The organism is Pedobacter quisquiliarum, from assembly GCF_014642175.1.
In the GTDB taxonomy this organism is placed as follows: domain Bacteria; phylum Bacteroidota; class Bacteroidia; order Sphingobacteriales; family Sphingobacteriaceae; genus Pedobacter; species Pedobacter quisquiliarum.
The window spans coordinates 253,082-276,919 of sequence record NZ_BMIL01000004.1 but is presented as its reverse complement, the minus strand read 5'-3'; the positions used below and the strand labels follow the sequence as shown (position 1 = coordinate 276,919).

Below are 23,838 nucleotides of genomic sequence, written 5' to 3'. Positions count from 1 at the left end.
TGCGCTTACACGAGCTAATCATGTCAACGCAGCAGTTTTAGCATATCTATTTAGAAGTAAAAGCGCAGTTTAACACTACGCTGATCGCTTTTTTTATACGCCCCATACCCTCCGGGGTATTCAGGTCAATCTCGCACATGGTACAAGCGGTTGATTTGGAATAAAGTACGAGATGGTAGATCCCGGCGACGAGCAGTGCTGTGACTGCACGATGGTCGACATCATGGCCTTTGAGTTCCTGATCTGCAAGTGCGAAAAAGGGATGGCCAACCTGCTCCCGGGCTTCACAGACCTCAGACATGATTTTCGTCGACTGACTGATCTGCCAAAGCACAATCTTCTGCATTTCTTCATCATGCAGGAAATAGTCTAATTGGTTCTGGAGTACTGAATTGATAAGGTCCTGAATAGGTTCCCTAGGTTCTGCATTGAGCGTCAGTGCGGCAGTGTCTGCGGCCTGGATCCAAAAGTCATTTCCACGTACGTACGTTTCAATTAAGGTTTCTATGGTTCCGAAGTAAAGCGTAATCAGTCGGCGGTCTAGCCCTGCAGCTTTAGAAATGTTGGTCGCCGTCAATCCGGTATACCCTTTATCCCTGATGACCGCACCGACAGCTTCAATTAACCTGCGCTTCGACTTCTCCTTATCATTTACTGGACCTTGATATGGTTTTCTGTTCATTGTGTGTTTACCTAACATTCCTAAGATAGGTAAAAACCCCAACAGCAGCGATTCAAGTCGCACACCAATACCTTGCAATTATTTTCTTAAAATTTCCCGCAGATGGGAAAAGTTATATATATTTGATCCTTAGAAGGATACTCCACAAGACATATATACGCTCAACTCCTAGGCAGCAATCTTGACTGATTGCTGCTTTACTCCTCCTCTCCGCTGTTTTTAAGTTTCATCAATAAGGTATACGCGTTTTTTGTAACCAGCTTTGTTGTATTGTTAATCCCTGCCGCATCAATCTGCTGTTTGCCCTGCGATTGGTTGCCAAGCGCTACTTTCGTCATCTTGAAATTGTTGTTACCGGCATCCACAAAAACATAATGGTTGTTTTGCCAGCGCACAATTGCATCTTCATTTAAAGTGAGCGCTTTTCCGTTTTTCACTTCTACTTCTGCATTCATAAACATGCCCGGCAGTAAGGAAGGTTCTAGGTTTTCAAAATGGCAGTGTACCGTGGCCATACGGTCTGCATCCAGGTTCTTACTGATCAGAATGATCTCCGCTTCATAGCGCTTATCTGGTGCATCATTCTTGTAAGCGATTACACGCTGCCCGATAGAAAGGTTGTTTACATCCTTTTCAAATACGTTTAGAGCGAGGTGGATATCTTTGGGGTTCACCAGTTCAAACAGGACGTCTGTAGGCGCGGTGTACTTGCCGATATTTACGTCAACTTTCGCGACAAAGCCATCTATTGGGGAAAGAATATTGACACTTTTGGAGATGTTTGAAGCTGTTAGGCGGCGGGCATTTATGCCGATGAGCTGAAGCTTCTCGGCTAAAGCCTGCATATTGATGCGCTGGGTTTCCATTTCCGCACGGCTTTGCTGGAACACTTTATCACTTGCTGCTTTGTTTACATTCAGCTCCTGATAGCGGTTGTATTCATTTGTAGCGAGGTTAAACCGCTCCTTCGCGGTCAGGTAATCTTGCTGGAGCTTGATGAACTGCATGTCTTGCAATACGCCAAGCACCTGCCCTTTTCGCACATGCATGCCTGGTAGCAAATCCGTAGATTTCAGATAGCCACCTAATGGAAAGCTTACGCTAACGGTGCTTTGTGGGGGGACATCTATGGTACCCTGCAGGCGGATACTGCCACTAATGGCGCTTTCTTCCGGGCTGCCTACTTCGATACCTGCAGTTTTCATCTGCTGAGCGGTAATGGCAACAAGGGTTGTATCCGCAACTGCTGCTTCGGCGGTTTCTTCATTAGCCGCTTTATTCGCGTCGCCGCAGGCAGACAAGAAAAGGGGAATATATAGGTATAACAGATATTTTTTCATGTTTGGGAACTAGAGGTTGTTGATTTTCTGCGCTTGAATGATGGATTGATTGTAGTTGTTCAGCATGTCGAGATATTCATTTCGGATGCCGATGGCCTGGTCAACCAGAATGACCCATTGCAGGTAGTTGATCTCCCCGCCGACGAACTGTTTATCCGCAGTATTGATGATTACTTTGGCATTTTCAAGGCCTGTTTGTTGGTAGTAGTCGAGGCTGCTTGCATAGTTTTTAACTTTCAGAAGCGCGGCTTCTTGTGCTGCTTTGGTTTGTTGCAATGCAAGGTCCTTTTGCTGCTGCGCGATCTGCCAGTCGATCTTTGCCGCTGCAGATCTTGCCGACTGCGCACCAAAGAACAAGGGTACAGCGATGCCGGCGTTCAGGTAGCTGAACCTTTTGCTGGTTGGCACATAGGTTTCCTGTCCGTTGATGACCTGGTCACCTGCGATACTCTGATTGTTGTATCCGATGAAAAAGTCGGGCAGCAACTTCGACCGCTCCGTACGCCAGCGCCATTTCGCGGCTTCAGCATCGTGCTGCAGCATTTGGATATTCAACAAGGTTTCTGAGTAAGCGAGTTCAGCAGGCATCATCAGACGAATTTCATTGCTTGGTACAGCCGGAACATATCTTACGCCACTGCCTAGCCACATGTTAAACCTCGTAACGGCAATTTCCTGATCCCCTGCCAGCATGCGCAGTTGGTTAGCGATTTGCTGCCGATGCGATGATGCCGTCGTTTTCTCCAGGATGTCGGTCTCCCCGACTTTGAAGCGCAGGTTTGTTTTATTTTCAAACAGCTGGTAGATGCTGTCGGCATACAGCAGCAGTTTACGCTTTTCCTGAAGGTACACCAGTTGGTAGAATAAACTGCGGACATTTGTTTTGATGTCGAGCGCGGTAAGTTGGCTCCGCAACTCAGCTACCTGGTAATTTTCCTGCAGGCTGCGTTTCTGGTTCGTGTATACTGTTGGAAAACTGAAGGACTGCGTTACACCGAGGCGCATATCCTTGGTGGCGCTGTTGATCTGGCCGTATTCGCCACTTAGTTCTGTTTTGGGGATGTCCCATCCGGTTTGCTGCCGGATTTTCTCTGCCTGGGCGTTTAGTCGGGCACTTTGTGTCTGCAGGTTGTACTTCAGCGCAGTGTCTATCGCAGCTTGCAATGGAATTGCAGGACCCTGCTGTGCATGCACTTGTCCGAAGCTTAGCACCAGCAGGCATAATGTTATGATGGTGGCATTGGGTTTCATTCTGATTTTGCTTTCAAATAAGAGATATAGTGCTGGCAGCACGAACAAGGTTAAGAACGTGGCGGTAATTAAGCCGCCAATGACCACGGTTGCGAGCGGCCTTTGTACTTCAGCGCCTGCACCGTTGCTAAGTGCCATGGGCAGAAAGCCTAGTGATGCAACCGCAGCCGTCATAAGCACCGGACGCAGGCGGTTTCTGGTGCCCGCTTTGATCATGGCTACCGGGTCTGTAATCTTACCCTCTTTTTTAATGCGGTTGAATTCTGAGATCAGCACGATGCCGTTCAGCACCGCCACACCAAAGAGTGCAATAAAGCCCACGCCTGCGGAGATGCTGAAAGGCATATCACGTAGGGAAAGTGCAAAGACCCCGCCGATGGCGGAAAGTGGGATGGCTGTGTAGATCAGTGCCGCTTCTTTAAGCGAACTGAAGGCGAAGTAGAGCATACCGAAGATCAACAGCAGTGCCACTGGAACGGCGATGGTGAGCCGTTGTTTCGCTTGCTGAAGGTTTTCGAAAGAGCCCCCGTAGACAATGTTGTAACCTGGCTCTAGTTTAACCTTCTGTCCGATCTTGGCCTGCAGGTCCTCAACGACCGACTGCACATCGCGGCCACGTACGTTGAAGCCCACGGTGATCCTTCTTTTGGCATCTTCGCGTTGGATCTGGTTCGGGCCTTCGACTTCGTCGACATCAGCAAGCTGATACAACGGAACTTGGTTACCTGTTGGCGTGACGATCATGAGGTTGCGCACATCTTCGAGGTTCCTGCGGTTTTCGGTTCCAATCCGAACCACCAGGTCAAAGCGCTTTTCACCTTCGTAAACTTTTCCAGCAGCGGCACCCGCGAAACCGGCATTTACCGTTCTGTTGATGTCGTTGATGTTTAAGCCATACTTCGCGATTTCTGCGCGGTTGTACTTGATGACGACCTGCGGCATACCTGTTACCTTCTCCACGTACCAGTCTGCAGTACCGTCCACAGTCTTGCTGATGGCGCCAATTTGTTCCGCGTAGCGGGAAAGGGTATTTAGATCTTCACCAAAGATCTTACACACGACATCCTGCTTGGAGCCCGTCATAAGCTCATTGAAGCGCATCTGCACCGGGTACTGGTAACTTTGGGTTACCCCAGGCGCGGCTTCCTGCACAACGGCGGACATCTTACTTGCAAGCTCGGTGAAGCTGGTGGCGCTGGTCCATTCGCTTTTGGGTTTGAGCACGATGATCATATCACCGCCCTCTATTGGCATGGGATCCGTTGGAATTTCTGCACTACCAATCCGGGATACGATCTTCTCGACTTCGGGGAAGTTCTTTTGAAGCACGCCACTGATCTGCTGGAATGATTTGATGGTGGTGCTGAGGTTTGTGCCTACGAGCAGTCTGGTTTCCACCGCGAAATCACCTTCCTCCAGTTGCGGGATAAACTCACCTCCCATACGCGCGAACAGCAGTACTGCGATGGCGAATAAGCCGAAGGCGATACCCACCATGATCCTCTTGATGCGCAAGGCGCGGTTCAGGGCACGCATGTACCAGTTCTCCAGGCGCTCCATCACCCGGTCGGAAAGATTGGGTTTGTGCGAGATTTTCTTGCTGAGGAACAGCGAGCTGATCATCGGCACATAGGTTAAAGATAGAATGAAAGCACCTAGAATGGCAAAGGCGACGGTTTGCGCCATGGGCTTGAACATCTTGCCTTCGATGCCGGTCAGTGAAAGAATTGGCAGGTAAACAATCAGGATGATGATCTGGCCAAAGACGGCAGCATTCATCATTCTGGATGCAGAACTTGCCACTTCTTCGTTCAATTCATTTTGAGAAATCTGATTTACGGTGCTGTATTTCTTTGAAAAATGCATGTGGTGGAGGATGGCCTCTACGATGATCACGGCGCCATCTACGATCAGGCCGAAATCCAGTGCACCCAGGCTCATCAGGTTGCCGCTTACCCCGAAGAGGTTCATCATGATGATGGCAAAAAGCATGGACAAAGGGATGACGGAGGCCACAATGAGGCCTGCCCGCAGGTTACCAAGGAAGAGCACCAGAACGAAGATCACGATCAGCGCACCTTCCAGCAGGTTCTTTTCCACCGTGCCGATGGCGTTATCCACCATCTTGGTGCGGTCGAGGAAAGGTTCAATCTTTAATCCTTCTGGCAACATTTTCTGGATGCTGGCAACCCGTTCTTTGACGTTCTTGATGACATCTGAGGAGTTTTCACCTTTAAGCATCATGACGATGCCTCCGGCAACTTCGCCGTTTGGATCATAGTTTAGCGCACCGTACCTCATTGCGGAGCCCAGTTGCACGGTCCCGATGTTGCGTACCAGCACCGGCGCGCCATTGGCAGCAGTTTTGACCACGATGTTCTCGATGTCGGAGATGGAACCTGCAAGTCCTTCACTGCGGATGTACATTACAGTGGGTCCCTTTTCAATGTAGGCGCCGCCAGTATTCTGGTTGTTGGTTTCCAGTGCGGTAAAAACATCGGATATGGATAGTCCTAGTGATTTAAGCTGATTCGGGTTAACGGCGACTTCATACTGTTTTAACTCTCCCCCGAAGGTAGAGACGTCGGCAACACCCTTGGTGCCGAGCAGGTTTCTTCGAACCGTCCAGTCCTGGATACTGCGGAGCTCCGCAAGGCTGAATTTATCTTCACAGCCGGGGTCCGGGCGGAGTACATACTGATAAATCTCGCCGAGGCCGGTAGATGCCGGTGCAAGTTCAGGGGTGCTGGCGTTTTCGTTCATTTCCACCTGCTGTAGCCTTTCGGTCACTTGCTGGCGCGCCCAATAGACGTCTACCCCATCTTCAAAGACAACCGTGATCAGGGAGAGTCCGAAGCGCGACATGCTTCTGCTTTCCTTCAGTTTTGGAATGTTGCTGAGCGCCTGCTCAATGGGGAAGGTAATCAGACGTTCTACGTCCTGTGCACCCAGTGAGGGTGCTGAAGTGATAATTTGTACCTGATCGTTTGTGATGTCAGGTACGGCATCTATGGGTAATCGGGTAACTTCAAAGATCCCATATACGATCCACATGGCGATGAAGATCCCGACCACAAGCTTATTGTGGACGGAAAACCGGATGATTTTATCAAGCATTATTTTGCTTTAAGAATGCAACAAATTGGTCGCATGCAATACAGAAAACCTGTAATGGCATAACGTACCACTAATAATTCATTAGAAAATTGATGTTCAGCTTAAGCGCAAGGCGGCCTGAAAAGCGCTGAAAGCGCAGGATTTGGCGTGTATAAGGGTAGGTATTCGGGATGATCAAGGCGGATCTGGAACACCGCAGACTTCAGTTTGATGCCTATTCTTGGTGGCAAGAAGTGTACAGGCACATGGCTTACTTCAAGCTTTTTGAAAGGCAGCTCCATGTCGCGACTGTTATCATCGTCATCCATGTCGTCACCCCAGTAATGCATGGAAAGGAACTCCATGAACCTGAGTTTTGAATCGCGTTGCTGATGCTCAGCATAATGCTCAAATAGTATTGGCAGCTTCACAAACTCGTGTAACTCCGTAGTTTGACTAAGCAAGGCTAATACGATCGTGAATATCCAAACGCGGTTCATTAACACAAAGCTATAAAAATAAAGGTGGTTTGCTGCGCTGAATTAGCATACAACTGCATTGTAGCAAATATTTTAGCTCCTTAATTAAGATTTATTCTAAATAACTTGCATTGTCAGGAAAAAGTCTCTTTCTTTGGGCCAATTAAGAATTAATCCAAATAAGACAAATGAATCACTTTACCAGAATCTTGACAGTCTTTCTGTTTATAGGTTTCTCCGTTCAAGCGCAAGCACAAAGAAATAGCAGCATCAAAGGAAAGGTTGTAACAGCGGATGGATATCCCGCAGTAGCCGTTTCCGTAACCTTAAAGGGAGAGGCCATCTCCACACAAAGTAATGTAGATGGTCTTTATCAATTTACGAAGCTGAAGCCTGGAACCTATCTGGTTGTCGTATCTGCATTAGGCCTACAGACTGGTGAGCGCTCGATTACACTTGGCAATAATGATAATCAGAATGTAGATTTCAGATTATCAGAAAAGTCTGATCAGCTAAAAGAAGTTGTTATTGGTGGTAAAGTGAAAAGATATAAGGTCGATGTACCTTCCACGTCGCTCCGACTGAATGCACCTTTATTGGAGATTCCGCAGAATATTCAGATTGTAAGTGGGCAGACGCTTGCGGATCAGCAAGTGATCAGCATGAGTGATGCATTGGTAAGAAACGTTAGTGGTGCAACACGGGTGGAGCACTGGGGTGATATGTACACCAACATCACTATGCGTGGATCGCAAATCCAGGCAATGCGTAACGGTTTCAACTTCGTGACTTCCTTTTGGGGTCCACTGACCGAAGACATGAGTTTTGTAGACCATGTGGAGTTCGTTAAAGGTCCTGCAGGATTTATGCTTGGCAATGGTGATCCTAGCGGGATGTACAATGTGGTAACCAAAAAGCCTACTGGCAGCAACCGTGGTGAGGTTTCCTTTACTTCAGGGAGCTATGACTTGTATAGAACGGCTTTCGATCTGGACAGAAAGTTAACTGATGATGGCAAGTTGTTATTCCGTTTCAATGCGGCTGTGCAGAACAAGGGTTCATTCAGACCTTTTGAACACAATGACCGGTATACTATTGCACCTTCCCTTAGCTACCAGATTACAAATACCACAAAGATCACTGCAGAATACGCCTATCAGAATGCTAAAATGACTGAGGTAGGATCTTACTACATTTTTTCTCCGGATGGCTACGCTACGCTTCCAAGGGATTTTACCTTGACGCAACTTGGCGTTGATCCGACCAGAATAAATGACCACAGTGCATTCGTTAATTTACAACAGAATTTTAGTGACACCTGGAAAGCAACTGCACAGGTGGCTTATTCCAAATACTTGCAAACCGGTCAAAGCAGTTGGCCCTCAAGTATATTCGCTGATGGTACATTAATCAGGAACGTTGGCCTCTGGGATGCTGACGCAACCATGAAACTTGCACAGTTCTTCGTTAATGGTAAAATCAAAACTGGCGGTATTACGCACAACATTTTAACTGGTTTTGATGGTGGCAAGAAAAACTACTATGCAGATTTCTACCAGTCACATGACTTAGATCTACCTTCTGCACCGTTTGATGTGAACAATCCAAACTACGGATTTCCAGGAAACGGGTATCCGAACTTCGACAGAAGTCTTAGCGTGAAAGATCGTGCGATAGCCGCTGGTGGTGTTATTGACCAGAAGTACAGCAGCGTTTACCTTCAGGACGAACTTGCATTCTTTGACAATAAAGCACGACTTACACTTGCCGGTCGGTACTCTTATGTAAAACAATCCACTTATGGCGCTGCGCCAGATGAGGCATCGCGTTTTACGCCACGTCTTGGATTAAGTGTTTCGTTGGATAGAAACGCATCCGTGTATGCGGTATACGACCAGGCTTTTATCCCGCAAACGGGTTTCCTGCGCAGCGGAGATAAGATAGATCCAATTACAGGAAGTAACTACGAGCTGGGCATCAAAAAAGACTGGATGAATGGCAAATGGAATACGACAGTATCTGTTTACAGGATCCGTAAGCAAAATGAACTTACCGGAGATCCGGGCAATAAAGCCGGTGAGAACTTCAGTATTGTTGTGGGTGAGAAAAGAGCCCAGGGTATTGAGTTTGACTTAAAAGGTGAACTTACAAGAGGTCTGAGCCTGATTGCGAACTATGCTTATACCGACGGTAAGGTGACTGAAGTTGCGGAGGGCGTAACCAGCACGTTTGTGGGCCAGGTGGTACCAGGCTTTGCAAAACATACTTCAAATGCATGGTTAAGCTACACTGCACAAAGCGGTGCACTTAAAGGTTTCGGTGTTTCTTCTGGCTTCACACACCTTGCAGGACGTGCAACCAACACTTATAATACGACGCAGACTGAGCAGAACTTACCCGACTATTTTAAACTAGACGCAGGTCTGTTCTGGGAGGGTCATGGCTTGAGAATTACCGGGAATGTGTTCAACGTATTGGACAAGTACCTGTATTCTGGTGGGTACTACAGCAATTACTGGAATGCGCCGACATACAACCAGCCCGCATATTCATGGCAGGCAGAAGCGCCAAGAAATTACAGAGTTAGCATCGCTTATAAATTCTAAATGGTAAAGAAGAAAAAAAACCTGAGACACTGGATCGGACAAATACACTTATGGCTCGGACTCTCGTCCGGCCTGGTTGTTTGTTTCCTGGGTATTACCGGCTGTATTCTTGCCTTTCAAGTTGAGATTGAAAACGCAACACAGCCCTACCGTTTTGTAGAAGTGCAGCAGAAGCCCTTGCTTCCGCCTTCAGAGATCCAAAAGATCACCGACAAGATCCTCCCGAATAAGGAAGCACACAGCGTGGGCTACCAGGATGGAAAGTCTTCCATTGTGACTTACTATTCCTTAACGGACACCTACTTCTGGACCGTATTTGTAGATCCATATACAGGTGAAGTGCTGAAGGTAAAAGACATGTCGCAAGACTTCTTCCGGCAGGTGATTAACGGGCACTACTACCTTTGGCTGCCAGAGGATATCGGGCAGCCTATCCTAACCACGGCAACGATGATGTTTGCGTTCCTGCTGATTTCAGGATTGGTGCTCTGGTGGCCAAAAAACCGGGCTGCAAGCAAGAAGCGTTTCACCGTAAAATGGAATGCGAAGTGGCGCAGGGTAAACTACGACCTGCACAACGTGGTGGGTTTTTATTTAACATGGGTTATGATCTTCCTGGCACTTACGGGCATGGTCATGGGCTTCCAATGGTTCGCTAAAACGACCTACTGGATGGCTTCTGGCGGTAAAGCAATGATTCCTTTTACCGAAAGTGTTTCAAAAAGCGCCTCCAATCCTACCCTGGTGGCAATGGCCGAAGGGAAAGCACCAGCTCAGGATATGCTTTGGGCAAAAGCGAGAGCCGAAAGGCCCGGCTTCAAAGGCAACATGGATGTACATCCGCCGCATGCGAAAGATGCAGCTATTGAACTTGCCATTAATCCTGATCCAGGCACCTTCTGGAAAGCAGATTACCTGTTTTACGATCGTTATACCCTCGAAGAGATGAAGGTAGATCACATGTTCGGCAAGTTTGATGAAGCCAGTACGGCGGATAAGATCGCCCGCATGAATTTCGACCTGCATGTAGGTGCAGTACTTGGCTTGCCTGGAAAGATCCTCGCATTCTGCGGAAGCCTGGTTGCGGCCAGCTTGCCAATCACCGGATTTTTAATCTGGCGGGGCAGAAGAAAGAAAGCAAAGGCTAAGCTTCAGCTCGCAGCAGCAGCAGTATAAGCCCAAAGTAAATCTCCTATTTGTTAAAATGCTTAAGTAGCTTAACTTTAGGTAATTTATAAAACACCATGGGCAAGCTATTCACCAGGATTGAAAGTCAGCATAAAGACTTCATTGAGAAACAGAAAATGTTCTTCACCGCGACTGCGCCGTTAAGCGCGGAAGGTCACATCAACCTCTCCCCGAAGGGGCTGGACAGCTTCCGGGTGCTGAGTGACACGAGCGTTATGTACCTCGACATCAACGGAAGCGGCAACGAGAGTTCGGCGCACATGCTGGAGAACGGCCGCATTACTTTCATGTTCTGTGCATTTGACGGGCCGCCCCTGATCTTGCGCCTCTATGGTAAAGGTCGTACGGTGTTGCCTGGGGACCCAGAATGGGATGAACGCATAGAGGCATTTGACCTGCCTATTGCGGCACGACAGATCATCGTGGCAGACATCCATATGGTTCAGACGTCCTGCGGATTCAGCGTACCCTTGTACGACTATAGTGGCGAGCGTGATCATGCATTCAAATGGGCAGAAAAGAAAGGTACTGAAGGTTTAGCGGAATACAAGGCAGAGAAAAACCGCATCAGCCTGGATGGCTTGCCAACCGCGATGGAGATCGCTGCGCATTAGATAAATGTACTTCTAAGTCACACGGCCTCGCCACCTGTGGTAACACCGTGCAGCATAAACATGTCAATTTTACAAATATGAATGCTACGAACAAAGCAATATTGGATGAAGCAAACGCTTTTATCAGCAAAGGGGAGTATGCAACATTTCTGGATTACTGCACAGAAGATACGACCTGGACATTCGTTGGAGAACAGACTTTGCGGGGCAAAGAAGCGATAAGGGCATATATGGCAAAAGCGTATGTAGCGCCTCCAACCTTCAACATAGAACAGTCCATTTCTGAAGGGGATTTTCTGACGGTAATTGGCAGGATCACCTTGAAAGATCAGGCCGGTAAAGCTGTGGAATACGATTACTGCGATGTTTGGACCTTCCGTGAGGGTAAAATGGCCGCATTAAAGGCCTTTGTTATTGAGGCTGGATAAGCCTCTTTAAAATAAAAAAGCGTGCCCCTTAATTGCTAAGGGGCACGCTTTGCTTATAAGCTCAGTTTTCAATTATTGAACCGGATTGATGTCAATAATTACGGTTCTGTTATAAAAACGCTCTTCTGGTAAAGTGTTATGAAATGGTGCTTCAGCAACATTTTCGCCGTAACCAGTGGTCTGAAACTTAACATTTGAGCGGCCTGCACTTGCCAAAGCTTTCTCCAGGATTTTTTGTGTTTCCTGCGCTCTGCTTTCAGATAGTTTCTGGTTGTAACCTTCATCACCGATCACATCCGTGTGTCCATGAACAATTACCGTTGCGCCATCTGTGATCAGCGGTGCTACAACATCATTCAGGAATTTGGAATATGTACTTGCTGCGTTCGATTTATCAAAATCAAACAGGATGCTGTAACGCATACCTTTTTCAACTGCTTCAGCCTGGCGTACCAAATGCACAGCACCTTGCTTTGTTAATGGTAAGCCCGATTTAGATTCACCTGTCATAACAACCTGATAAGTCCCTTCAGCACGATTGTTCAAGATTGTTTTACCAGCTACGGTACCCTGATCTTTGTAAAAAGGACCGTAATGCTGCACAACACCCTGCTCATCCGTAAGATCAAGTGACCATGATTTTAGCTGCTTTTCTGCACCTTTAACATTGAATAGCACCAGACCATCCATTTCATTCTGCTGTGTATTTGTAATCTGAACAGGCTTCATCATCATGTCGCCACCTACCTGCAATAACAATTCAGGAGAAGTACTTACGATGTCTACACGACGATCACCTTCACGAAGCAACTCCAGCTCTTTAGTCGCGCCGGGTTGCTCTGAAGGATTAACAGGCTTAACCCTACCCTCTGTTGCAATTCTTCCAGCGTTAATGCCGTATGTAGATACCAGGTACTGCTTAACATTATCTGCAAGCACTCTACCTTCTACCTTGCCGTTGTTTGATGCGCCAGCCAGGGATACACGTGCTGAAGGATTAGCCCGCAGACGATCACCCAAGATATTAAGGATGTTATGATACACATTTAACTGACGTTCTGAACGGCCAGATCCGCTTACTGTAGCTTCCTGCTGAAGTTGTGCTTCTTTGAAGCTTTCTGCTGCAGTATTGGACAGCAACGCATAACGCGCAGGTATTGCATTTGATCCTTTATCAAAGAACACCGAATTACGCAAAGGCAAGGTCTCGCTTACCACACGCTTTACCTGGATTGATTTAGGCTCCACAATGGTAAATTCTACTTCACCAGTAGGTACAACAACTGCAGGTGTTTCGGCAGCAGCCTTTCCTGCTTTACCAAACTTCACCGCTAAACCAGCCCTAACTGTAGAAACCGACCAGCTTTCGATATTTCTCGGGTCCTGACCAAAATATGGATGGTAAGAAACGAATGGAGAAAGTAATACTTTAGTGGTACTGTTTGCAGAGGAGATCGGGAAATCGTAGCCAATACCAGCCTGACCGGAAAGAATGGTGTTACGCATTTCAGAAATTTCACCATCTGTGTTGGGTTGTAACTCATGGGTATAGGAGAAATCTTTCTGTAGGTTAAAGGCAATACGTGGACCTGCAAAAACAAAGAGATTAGAAATCAGATTCACTCTTAAACTTGGCTCAACAGTAAAATAGCTGGTATTGGTTGATAACGTTGCTTCACAATTACATGGCGCTATAACATTATCGAATTTACCACCACGACCATCGTAGCCCACGTTTAGCATACCACCAAAAACCGTAGAGGGGCGGTATTCCATCAAAATCGATCCGAAAGGACGAACACCATTACCCTTGTGGAATGCGGCAGGTGCAATTAAAGAACTGTTGAGTGTTTGTGTAGTTCCGGTATATGAAATAACGTTTGCTGCGCCAGATACGCCGAACCACCAGGTAGGTTGTGTGGTTTGTGCCTGGGCAGTAGAACAAGCAAAAATGACCATTGTCAAAGCCAGGGATGCTTTTTGCGCTTTTTTTATGTTGAATAACATTAAGTTTTATTTTATGAATGAGGTGATAAACACAAAGCATCTGCTGCGCAGGCTGCTTTGTGTTTAAGGACTGGATGATTATGGTTTTGTAACTGTACTTGCGTTTAAGGTTACTGCGGTTTGCGCTAGTAATCTTCCTTTAACTACTGCACCAGTATTTAAAGAGATCAAGGTTTTACTTAAGATCGTTCCGCTGAAGTTCGCATTCGTTCCCAAGGTTGCCTGGCCTGAAACCACCCAAGTAATATTTTTAGCCTGTGCACCACCAATCAGGGTCACAATTGCACTGCTGTTTACGGTTAGATCTTGTGAAATCTGGAATACCCAGGTATCATTAGGACCACCTGCCAACGTCACACCTGCATTGGTGATCAATACGCCAGAAGCCCATTTATAAAGACCCGGAGCCAATACACGACCACTAATGTTTCCTGAATACAATCCAACAATAGGTGCTGGGGTTGTTAAACCATTTGCTGTAGTAAAGGCAGTTTCCATGTCTTTAACTGCAGTTGTCATTTTTGCTGGTGTTGGTGCAGCATAATCGGCTGCATACACTTTTCCAGTTACCGCAGGTGTATGTGAAGACTGGTTATTGCTATCCATGATCAATCCGAAACCGGTGATGGAAGTTGCTGCAGCCGGACTCACACCGATATCACCACCTACCGATGTTACTCCAGTAGTAGATATACCCGCTTTAGTCAGAATCGTGAAGTCGCCTGCTGAACCAAGGTTAATGTTTGCCGGACCTTTTGGTGCTGTACCAACCGGCGGTTGAGTTGGTGTTGTTGGTGGATTAGTGGTAATCGGCGGAACCGGCGTCGTATTCGTTGGATCAAGTTTGAAGTTGGCTACAATATTCTTGTTAGAACCGATTGTAAAGCTAAGTGAACTCGTCGTTCCGCGCTCGTCGCCTGTCCAGTTAACGAAGCTATATCCGAAGTTAGCCACTGCAGCAATCGTTACCACTGAACCCGTCTCATAAGAACCAGATCCAAGTGTTGAACCACCAATAGCTGGATTGGAGCTTAATACGACAGCAAACCTGCCAATTACAACCGGTGTAAAGTTAGCAACCAATGACTTGTTACCGTCCATAGCGAAGGTAAGACTTGGACTTGTAGAGACAACCGTTCCATTTTCGGTCCAGCTGGTGAAGGTATAACCTGTGTTTGGTGTTGCGGTGATGGCTGCGACAGAATCCTGTGCAATAAAGCCTTCGCCTGCTGTTGTTCCACCAGCAACCGGAGATGCACTTAGGGAAATCAGTGGAATGGTGGTAAATGTCCAAACGTAGTCTTCAACCATTGCGGTATGTAATACATCGCGGGACGCTTTGGTAATCGTACCAGTATAAGTGGTGAATGGTGATAATGCAACTTTCGGTGTAAACGTGTACACAGCCGCGTCAGCAGTTGGTGCTACGGTACCTTCAATCTCTTGGGTACCTTGTTTAATAATGAATGACGAAGCGTTGATCGTTTCTGGATCCATGTTCGTGTTGAAGGTAGCGGTGATGACCTTGTTGATCACTACGTTTACTGCCTTATCTGCAGGGTCTGTGGTTACGACCGGACAAACACCAACAATTTCGCCTTCGAAATCATCTTTCTTGCAGCCGGCAAATACAATTGCCGCGATGAACAAACTGGCAAAAAAGGTTTTTGCGATCAAATAGGAAGTCTTCTTAACACGGACTTCGGGGTTAATCTTTGATAATGTAGAGGTTTTTCTCATTTGTGGGTTTAATGTGGACAGTACAGACCTACTGCCAGAGGTTACTCTGGGTGACATTAGATTTTAGAAAAGGATTTCTCAGAGGGTGTACTCAGGCGACATGCTTAAGCGTTCTGCGATTTCAACCTTGGCAGGTTCTTACAGGACTAATATTTATTTTCAAGGTCAGGAAGGCAAAACAAGTGCCCGGTATCGTGTAGAATTTTGAATGAGTATACTACTTTTCGGTTGCCCTGGAATTCAAATGGTACAATATGATGGCTCCAGCCAATCAGTGCTGTTTTTTACGAAGTAAATAACAAAGCATGTGAAATAAATAATGTTGTTCAGGGATAAAAAGGGTGCACAGGACTTATTAAATGTAAATAAATGTGTAGTTATTTGAGTAAATCTGAGCAATAGTGTAGCCTGAGGACTAATCCTTTTTACACCCAACGCCTTTATAAGATGACACTACAAGCAAGTTTTATGCGAAATAGCTCACAAATAACTTGATGCATACATTATTTAAAATATCGACGAAAAAAGCCCCTACCATGGGAACAATTAAGAACGCCTTGTGTGATGGTCCATATTTATCCGTAATGGCTTGCATATTCGCTACAGCAGTAGGCGTTGCGCCAAGGCCAAAGCCACAATGTCCCGCACTTAACACGATCGCATCATAGTCGCTACCCATCACCTTAAAGGTGATGAATATTGCAAACAGAATCATCAATATGGTCTGGAGTACCAGCACGATTAGAACCTGGGAGGCTAATCCTTGTAATTGCCAGAGTTGTAAAGACATCAACGCCACCGTTAAAAACAAGTATAAACCGGTATTTCCAAGTACGTCTACAGCATGATCGTTTACGATATAGGTAGACACCCGGGTGATCAAATTGCGTATCACTACACCTATAAATAAGCACCATACGAAATTTGGAAGTTCTATCCAGGAGTCCTGCAAAGCTTCATAAAGAAGTTGTCCGCCTGCCAGGCAAATGGCCAGCATGGTCAACGTTTCAATCATGTTTCGCACATTGATTCTTCTGTTGGAGGTGGGGTTTTCAAACAGCTCTACGGGCTGTGCATGTGCCGCTCTTGCACTGGAGGGCTGAATATGTTTCCGCTTCAGCAGAAATTTAGCAACAGGACCTCCGATTACCCCACCCATCACCAGGCCGTAAGTGGCGCAAGCCATGGCCAGCTCCATAGCGCCGCTGATTTGAAAGGTTTCCGTAAGGTTTTCAGCCCATGCTGCGCCGGTTCCATGCCCGCCTGTGAGTGTTATGGATCCTGCAATGAGTCCATAGGCGGGATTTAAACCTACCAATGCCGCCATGGAAACCCCGAAAACATTCTGGAGCATGATAAATGAACCAGTAAGGATAATGAACACCAACAGCGGTTTACCACCTTTCTTCAGCTTATGAAAATCGGCACTCAGACCAATTGAAGCAAAGAAGACAAGCATCATTGAAGATTGAAGCGTAGCTTGAAAGGCCAGGGTAACACCTGTGGTATAGTTTAAGAAGTAAAGGATAACGGCTATGAAAAAGCCACCCACCACAGGCTCAGGAATGTTGTAATTTCTAAAAAAACTAACTTTCTTAACAATAAAGAATCCAATAAGTAAGACCAGGCAAGCAAAGGCTAAGGTTTCAAATAATCCAAACGTCATAGAGTTTCGTAACAGGTTTTAAATTAGGCGCAAATTAGTGCTAGCCATAGGAATTCACGATGAACACAGCAATGACCATGAAGGCGTACACTTCTGGCTTTTGATGCATTTTTGCCAATTTAATTTAAAATACCCAAGGCTGCAATCTGTAGCCTAAATGTTATCCGCTTCCTTGCTTAGCGCCAGGGTCTGCTGTTTTTTAATATAAAGCTCGTCTACCAAGACGATGATGATGGCCAAAAGCGGCGTGGCAAGCAAGATACCCAGGAAGCCGGACACGGTTCCCATTAAAACCTGACTCATAATCGTCAGCGCCGGCGGAAGATTGATCATCTTCTTCTGAATCATTGGAGTCACTACATTACTCTCGATGGTTTGTATCACCAGGTAAGTGATTGCAATGATGATCGCCATGTTCACGCTAATCGTAAAACCAATTAGCACCGCCGGGACCATCGCCATCAGCGGACCGAAGTTCGGTATGAAGTTCAACAGACCAGCAAGAATGGCCAGCGTTAGTGCAAGGGGAATCTTAAAGAAAGTCAGCGCGATGACCGTTAGTATACTGATGAGGAACATTGCCAGCATCATGCCTTTCAACCAGCCTTTCAGTACCACGCTGATGCGATCAATCACAATCTGTGCATCCCGCTTTCCCGATACCGGCGTTAGCTTGATAATGCCGTTCTTGTAAATTGTTGGATCAATCGTGAAAAAGATACCCAGGAAGATGATGATATAAAGATCCCCAATCACACCAAAGCTGGTGTTGAAAAATCCTTGTGCGGTAGACATGATCCGCTTATCATCGAGGCCGGAGATACTCTCTAAAACTTTGTTACCCAAAAAAGAATGACTCAAAGAAGCTTTCGCCTTGTCGATCATCTCCGGGAAATCGCTGTTCAGCTCAGCAATCTGCGCCTGTATTGTACTGCCCATAAACCAGAACAGTCCGGATATAAACGCCAGGGTCACTAAAGCACCGATCAGCACACAGTACCCATGCTTCAATTTTGTCCACCGTTCAATCATATCACCAAGGCCATGGAAGAAAACGGCGATCAGGCAAGAGGCAAGCACAATTAGCAGCACACTAAATGCCGCCTTCAGCACAAAGATTACGATTACCGTTAAGGTAAGTATGCCCGTTACGATCCACACTTTATTGCTGAAAGATGCTGTAGTACGGCCTTCCGGACTTGAATTCGGATCTTTTATCATGGGTAGGGATGATTATGGTTCAGCAGTTACAACGACGGTAGTTGCCGGATTGTTTGCTGCAGAATTATACACCCGGCTGATAGATGCCAAGATTAGAATCAGTTTCTTTGCAGCAAAATTCAAGAATTATAATGGAGAAGAATGTATTAAAAGGCGCATTGCTAGTCGGACTGGGTGCATCAAGCTATGGTGCGCTGGCTACAGTGGTTAAGTTGGCATACGCTAAAGGATTTACAACAGCGCAGGTGTCAACCGCTCAGTTCTCCATCGGACTTGCCGTGATGTTGTTCCTGCAGTTGCTGTTTAAATCCTCCGCAAAACCACAGGAAGTTACGCAGAAGAACTCCATTTTAAAATTGATGATTGGCGGTACATCCCTTGGGCTAACCAGTATCTTCTATTATTTTTCCGTAAAATACATCCCGGTGTCGGTCGGCATTGTACTACTCATGCAATCCGTCTGGATGGGCATTTTACTGGAGGCGGTGCTGGACAAGAAGTTCCCTTCCACCCGTAAGATCGTAGCAACCGTCATCGTACTGGTTGGTACCGCACTGGCTACAAACATCCTTTCATCAGCGCATGATCTAAACTGGGAAGGGATTGCGTGGGGCTTTGCGGCAGGTTTATCTTACACCATTTCCCTATATTCTTCCAACAGCATCGCGACCAACCTTCACTTCATCAAACGAAGCATGTGGTTACTTGTAGGCGGACTAATCATCATTCTTCTGATCTTTGGTGCTACATCCTCATACGAGAACTTCAATTTCGGCATATACTGGCCTTGGGGCGTGTTCCTTGCGCTTTTCGGCACCATTCTTCCACCCCTGCTTTTCACCAGCGGCATGCCACATACGGGTATCGGCCTAGGAACCATCATCGCTTCCGTAGAACTTCCGATATCGGTAATGTTTGCGTATATGCTCTTAAATGAACCTGTAAACCTAACGCAGTGGGCGGGTATAATTCTAATTATAGCTGCAATTGTGCTGATGAACATCAAAAGTCTTCAGGGAAGCAAGCAGTAGACACCTGTTTAGTAATGGGATGTTATTTGCTGGATTGCTGCACGAAAATTAGGCGTATACTGGCCTGGCAAATTTGTTCCGATACGCTATGGGCGTCAGGCCGGTAACCTTCTTGAAGATGTCGCGGAAGGCCTTGCTGTCCGTGTATCCCACATCATACATCACATCCGAGACATTCTTACGAGAACCTTCAAAGAATTTCTTTGCCGCCTCTATCCTAACCCGTTGTATATACTCCAGGGGCGTGTTGTTCGTAGCTTCCTTAAATCGCCGCTCGAAGGTCCGTCGGCCCACAAGCACCAGATTTGCGAGATCTTCAACGGCAAGTTTGGAATCGTATTTTGCTTCTATGTAATCCTGAACTTTCTTGATGTCCGGATCCGTATGGTTCTTCTGCCCTTTAAATATCGCGAATGCGGATTGACTATCCCTCCCAATATCTATTGCGAAGTACTTCGATAGCATAATAGCGGTATCCCGGTCGGAGAATTTCTCCACCAAATACAGCAGTAAATTCCATAAGCTGTTGGCGCCCCCGCTACTGTAGATGTTGCCATGCTCCGTGATGACGGCGCCGTCTTCCACTTCTACCTGCGGGTATCTCGCCCGAAAGGCTGCGAAATGCGCCCAGTGCGTAGAACACTTCCTCCCATCCAGCAACCCCGTTTCCGCAAGCAAAAAGGCACCTGCGCAAAGACTGGCAAGACTGCTTCCACTGCTATGGAGTGCCTTGAAATAGCGGATTGCTTCTGCATTTTCCTGGATGCCTGTCAAGGGATTACCAAAGGTCGGTGGTATAATCAGCAGGTCTGTCTCTTCTACGTCCTGCAGCAGCCGGTCTGTTTTAATCAGGTATTCGCCGTTGCCGGCAGATACCGCTTCCGTTAAGCCGACATACTCAACCTGAAAAACAGGCTTCTTGCCAGATGCAGCCAGAAAATCATTAGCTGTATTAAAGGTTCTGAATGGCGGTGTGATCGCTTCTATGACACCATGTCTTGGAACAAAGACTGAAATCCGCATAAATTAAATACTTTTTGCAACCTGAATAATTTACATCAAGTTACGCAATTGTATTGTCGTAATCCACCCCCGATTTGTCGTTTTCACAACAGACCAAATCTTTCAAATCGAAGCAACTTTGGTATGTAAACCAAACAACATGGAACATGAAGAAGAATAAGATGATTTTTTGGACAGCGACACTCATACTGGTTTTATGGGAAGGCCTGATGCCGCTTGGCACACTCCTATTTGCACCTGAGTACTTCAACGTAGGTACAAAGGCGCTAGGCTATCCTGATTATTTCGCCTATGCGCTGATGATTTGTAAGATCATGGGCGTGTTCGCGATCGCTTTCCCGCATACGCCGGCAGTGCTAAAAGAATGGGCTTATGCCGGCGTAACCTTCAACCTCATCTTTGCTTTTATCAGTCATGCCTGCGTAGATCAGAATGTTGGCTTTATGATCATGCCGCTGGTCTTTCTGGCGATCCTGTCCGTATCGTACATCTATAGCCGCAAGATTCAAGGTTCACGCACGGTAGCCTTCGTGTAATTCAATAAGGCATTTCGATTATTTCGAGCCTTTAAACAGGCTGGGAAACGCATACAAACGCAATTAACCCTATCCATAAATTACAACATTATGAAAACGAACACCGTAAAGCTACATCGTGTCCTTCAGACAAGTCCTAAGAAAGTATTTCGTGCATTTTCTGATCCTTTGGCAATGGCCAGCTGGAATCCGCCCTATGGCTTTTTGTGCCAGGTCCATGAAATGGATTTCAGGGAAGGTGGACAGTTCAAGATGTCATTTGTAAATTTCACAACGGGCACAGCACAATCCTTTGGCGGCACATTTCAGGAGATTAGAACTGACGAATTCATCAGGTACTCGGATAAGTTTGATGACCCCAACCTACCGGGGGAGATGACAACGACAATCTCCATTCATGCGGTATCAGCCGGAACAGACCTCAAAATCGAACAGTCAGGTATTCCAGAGGTCATCCCTCCAGAAATGTGCTATATCGGCTGGCAGGAATGCCTGGATAAACTAAAGCGGCTTGTTGAACCAGAAATACCCGATGCTCCATAAAGCACGGTTATTCAATTTGGAGGAGCTCTTTCCATAGGTCAGAAAGGACCTTTAACACGGTAAACCTTTTTAACCGTATCTTTAGCAATAAACCATTGCAAGAAATGAAAAAGATATACCTAATATTTGCACTAGCAACACTTATGGTGACCAGCTCATGCTATACAACCAGAACAGCGGGGAATAGCGGTAAAGTACCTCCCGGACAAGCAAAGAAAAGAGTCGGAGCCAAATCAGCCAAGCCATTCGCACCGGGTCAAAGGAAGAAATAGCAACAGCATTTACAATGACGATCTTCGTATCATCACGAAACCAAACAGCATAAGTTGGAGACTAAATATGGCTAAACTCGCTTTGTGTTGAATCGTTATTACATATAATAATTTTTCAAGTCCACCTAAATGCACCCAAACTTCAGGAAACACCTCGAAAAAGTAATAACCTTAACCGACGATGAATTCGAATCCATAAGCCAATACTTCACTGTCAAAACATTCAAAAAACACCAGTTTCTTGTGCAGCCAGGCGAAAAGGTACGCTATAACTACTATGTCATTTCCGGATTACTGAAGCTGGTGTACACCGATGACAACATGAAGCAGCACATCCTGGCTTTCGCAATGGAAGACTGGTGGGACACGGATTTTCATGCTTACTATACCCAGACTGATGCGACCCTTTCTTTAGAATGTCTCGAAAACACGGAAGTGCTGTGCCTTTCCCTCGAAAACCACCATGCACTCCGTTCCGCATTCCCCAAAATAGACCATTTCCTTCTCGAGAAGTATACGTATGGTTTTCTTGCAGCACAGCGCCGAATCCTTTCCCTACTCACCACAAGCGCTAAAGCGCGCTATGAGCATCTCGCTAAACAGTACCCAGCCTTGCTGCAGCGCGTACCGAAAACACAGCTGGCCGCATATCTTGGCGTATCCCGGGAAACACTGAGCCGGCTTGCACGGTAGTGACTTAGGTCACAGCAAAATCGTGCCTTTAGTCACAGGCATCCCATGCACCGTTTCCAGACCTTTGGACCAATGGTCAATGTATTTCACATGACCTGATTAAACCACAAAGCATATGGAAAAACGAATCATCAATCCCTGGACCTGGCAAGACGAACGTCACTACGTTCAAGCCGTGGAAGTAAAAGCAATTCAGAGCACGCTCTACTGCGCTGGCCAGGCGGCCGTGCATGAAGACGGAACATCAAGTGCAGCGGATATGTCTACGCAGTTACAACTCGCGATCAAAAACCTGGAGCAGGTCATCCACGAAGCTGGATACGAAACGAAGAACATCGTACGCTTAACGATTTACACCACATCACACGAAGAATTCATGCCCTGCTTCAACGAATTCGGCGACTGGATCGAGAAAAATGACATCCAGTCAGCAGCAACTTTCATGGAAGTAAAGACCCTGTTCGAAACCCTTAAGGTAGAACTAGAAGCTACAGTTGTGAAATAGGATCTTAAAACAACCGAATCGCGTCAACAAACGACTGCATGCGATTCGGTTACAAATCTCCTTGATCCGGTTAATCGCCGAGCCTAATGAATGCGCAAATTTGAATATCAAATCAAAGCACATTATGGAAAACACAAATCAATCATCAGCAAACAAGCAACTGATTGCACTGGTAACCGGCGCAAATCAGGGTGTAGGCTTTCAAATCGCAAAAGCACTTGGAGAAAACGGCTATACGGTGTACGTTGGCTCCAGGAACCTCAGCAACGGAGAAAAAGCCGCAGCGGAAATTGGCAACAATGCCCATGCAATTCAACTTGATGTTACAGACCAAGCTACCATTACTGCCACTGCAGCGCACATTGAACAAGAACATGGCCGTTTAGGCCTGCTCGTGAACAACGCCGGCATTTCACACAGCGGCAAGGTGACTGTGGGTAGATCGCTCGAAGATGCCATGCAAGCAAATCGCGCCAGCGTCGCATCACTAGACGAAATCCGAACGGTCTGGGAAACCAATGTATTCGGCGTCGTGGCCGTTACGCAAGCCATGATCCCGCTACTCAGAAAAGCCCCGGCGGCAAGGATTGTAAACGTATCCAGCGGATTGGCCTCACTATCCTGGATCGCCGATCCAAACACCTGGGCACGCGAACACTTCGACATCGTTTATGGCGCATCTAAAACCGCAATGAACGCCGTGACCATGGCTTTTGCGCTGGAACTGGAGAAAGACAATATCAAAGTCAACGCCGTTAGCCCCGGATTCACAGCTACAGCGCTGAACAACTTTCAGGGTACGGACAGCCTTGAGGTCGGCTCCCGCGAGCCGGTACGTGTTGCGCTGGACATCGACGGACCAAGTTTGACTTTCACAGGCCCAGAGGGACAGCTTCAATGGTAAACAATTAAGTTCG

At 46.7% G+C, this 23,838-nt stretch carries 20 protein-coding genes; 11 read left to right on the top strand and 9 right to left on the bottom strand.

Going from position 1 to position 23,838, the window contains the following annotated elements; translation table 11 throughout:
- Positions 1-46: 46 nt before the first annotated feature.
- From IEW69_RS07840 to IEW69_RS07825, 4 genes are all read right to left on the bottom strand, one after another.
- Complete coding sequence (locus IEW69_RS07840) at positions 47-682, bottom strand: TetR/AcrR family transcriptional regulator (protein ID WP_188626278.1); 636 nt, start codon at positions 680-682, stop codon at positions 47-49.
- A 197-nt stretch (positions 683-879) separates the two neighbouring features.
- The gene (locus IEW69_RS07835) at positions 880-2,022 is read right to left on the bottom strand and encodes an efflux RND transporter periplasmic adaptor subunit (protein ID WP_188626277.1); all 1,143 of its coding nucleotides are present in this window, start codon (positions 2,020-2,022) and stop codon (positions 880-882) included.
- A gap of 9 nt (positions 2,023-2,031) precedes the next feature.
- Complete coding sequence (locus tag IEW69_RS07830; protein ID WP_188626276.1) at positions 2,032-6,390, bottom strand: CusA/CzcA family heavy metal efflux RND transporter; 4,359 nt, start codon at positions 6,388-6,390, stop codon at positions 2,032-2,034.
- Positions 6,391-6,491: 101 nt separating this feature from the next.
- Positions 6,492-6,869: a hypothetical protein gene (locus IEW69_RS07825; RefSeq protein WP_188626275.1), complete on the bottom strand. Its 378-nt coding sequence runs from the start codon at positions 6,867-6,869 to the stop codon at positions 6,492-6,494.
- Positions 6,870-7,036: 167 nt separating this feature from the next.
- Between IEW69_RS07825 and IEW69_RS07820 the strand changes: the two genes are divergently transcribed.
- The 4 genes from IEW69_RS07820 (at position 7,037) to IEW69_RS07805 (ending at position 11,684) form a co-directional block, all read left to right on the top strand.
- Entirely contained in the window at positions 7,037-9,454 is a 2,418-nt protein-coding gene (locus tag IEW69_RS07820) for a TonB-dependent siderophore receptor (RefSeq protein WP_188626274.1), read from the top strand.
- Positions 9,455-10,630: a PepSY-associated TM helix domain-containing protein gene (locus tag IEW69_RS07815; protein ID WP_188626273.1), complete on the top strand. Its 1,176-nt coding sequence runs from the start codon at positions 9,455-9,457 to the stop codon at positions 10,628-10,630.
- A 68-nt stretch (positions 10,631-10,698) separates the two neighbouring features.
- A complete protein-coding gene (locus IEW69_RS07810) occupies positions 10,699-11,256 on the top strand; it encodes a pyridoxamine 5'-phosphate oxidase family protein (RefSeq protein ID WP_188626272.1) in 558 nt (185 codons plus the stop codon).
- Between the two features lie 77 nt (positions 11,257-11,333).
- A complete protein-coding gene (locus IEW69_RS07805; RefSeq protein WP_188626271.1) occupies positions 11,334-11,684 on the top strand; it encodes a nuclear transport factor 2 family protein in 351 nt (116 codons plus the stop codon).
- A gap of 72 nt (positions 11,685-11,756) precedes the next feature.
- Here the strand turns inward: IEW69_RS07805 and IEW69_RS17035 are convergent, their stop codons facing one another.
- The 4 genes from IEW69_RS17035 to IEW69_RS07785 form a co-directional block, all read right to left on the bottom strand.
- A complete protein-coding gene (locus IEW69_RS17035) occupies positions 11,757-13,691 on the bottom strand; it encodes an OmpA family protein (RefSeq protein ID WP_308420571.1) in 1,935 nt (644 codons plus the stop codon).
- Between the two features lie 78 nt (positions 13,692-13,769).
- On the bottom strand, positions 13,770-15,431 hold the full coding sequence (locus IEW69_RS07795) for an ice-binding family protein (protein ID WP_188626270.1): 1,662 nt from the start codon (positions 15,429-15,431) through the stop codon (positions 13,770-13,772).
- A gap of 466 nt (positions 15,432-15,897) precedes the next feature.
- Complete coding sequence (gene gltS / locus IEW69_RS07790) at positions 15,898-17,097, bottom strand: sodium/glutamate symporter (RefSeq protein ID WP_188626269.1); 1,200 nt, start codon at positions 17,095-17,097, stop codon at positions 15,898-15,900.
- Positions 17,098-17,250: 153 nt separating this feature from the next.
- Complete coding sequence (locus IEW69_RS07785; RefSeq protein ID WP_188626268.1) at positions 17,251-18,318, bottom strand: AI-2E family transporter; 1,068 nt, start codon at positions 18,316-18,318, stop codon at positions 17,251-17,253.
- Positions 18,319-18,449: 131 nt separating this feature from the next.
- Here IEW69_RS07785 and IEW69_RS07780 point away from each other — a divergent pair, with 131 nt between their 5' ends.
- Entirely contained in the window at positions 18,450-19,349 is a 900-nt protein-coding gene (locus IEW69_RS07780) for an EamA family transporter (protein ID WP_188626267.1), read from the top strand.
- Positions 19,350-19,397: 48 nt separating this feature from the next.
- On the opposite strand, the gene IEW69_RS07775 is transcribed toward IEW69_RS07780, so the two are convergent.
- The gene (locus IEW69_RS07775) at positions 19,398-20,372 is read right to left on the bottom strand and encodes a GlxA family transcriptional regulator (RefSeq protein ID WP_188626266.1); all 975 of its coding nucleotides are present in this window, start codon (positions 20,370-20,372) and stop codon (positions 19,398-19,400) included.
- 146 nt (positions 20,373-20,518) lie between these two features.
- Between IEW69_RS07775 and IEW69_RS07770 the strand changes: the two genes are divergently transcribed.
- From IEW69_RS07770 to IEW69_RS07745, 6 genes are all read left to right on the top strand, one after another.
- The gene (locus IEW69_RS07770; protein ID WP_188626265.1) at positions 20,519-20,908 is read left to right on the top strand and encodes a DoxX family protein; all 390 of its coding nucleotides are present in this window, start codon (positions 20,519-20,521) and stop codon (positions 20,906-20,908) included.
- 90 nt (positions 20,909-20,998) lie between these two features.
- Positions 20,999-21,451, top strand: a complete 453-nt coding sequence (locus IEW69_RS07765) for an SRPBCC family protein (protein WP_188626264.1) — start codon at positions 20,999-21,001, stop codon at positions 21,449-21,451.
- 104 nt (positions 21,452-21,555) lie between these two features.
- On the top strand, positions 21,556-21,723 hold the full coding sequence (locus tag IEW69_RS07760) for a hypothetical protein (protein WP_188626263.1): 168 nt from the start codon (positions 21,556-21,558) through the stop codon (positions 21,721-21,723).
- A 129-nt stretch (positions 21,724-21,852) separates the two neighbouring features.
- The gene (locus IEW69_RS07755) at positions 21,853-22,416 is read left to right on the top strand and encodes a Crp/Fnr family transcriptional regulator (protein WP_188626262.1); all 564 of its coding nucleotides are present in this window, start codon (positions 21,853-21,855) and stop codon (positions 22,414-22,416) included.
- 115 nt (positions 22,417-22,531) lie between these two features.
- On the top strand, positions 22,532-22,921 hold the full coding sequence (locus IEW69_RS07750; protein ID WP_188626261.1) for a RidA family protein: 390 nt from the start codon (positions 22,532-22,534) through the stop codon (positions 22,919-22,921).
- Positions 22,922-23,045: 124 nt separating this feature from the next.
- Complete coding sequence (locus IEW69_RS07745; protein ID WP_188626260.1) at positions 23,046-23,825, top strand: SDR family NAD(P)-dependent oxidoreductase; 780 nt, start codon at positions 23,046-23,048, stop codon at positions 23,823-23,825.
- Positions 23,826-23,838: the final 13 nt, after the last annotated feature.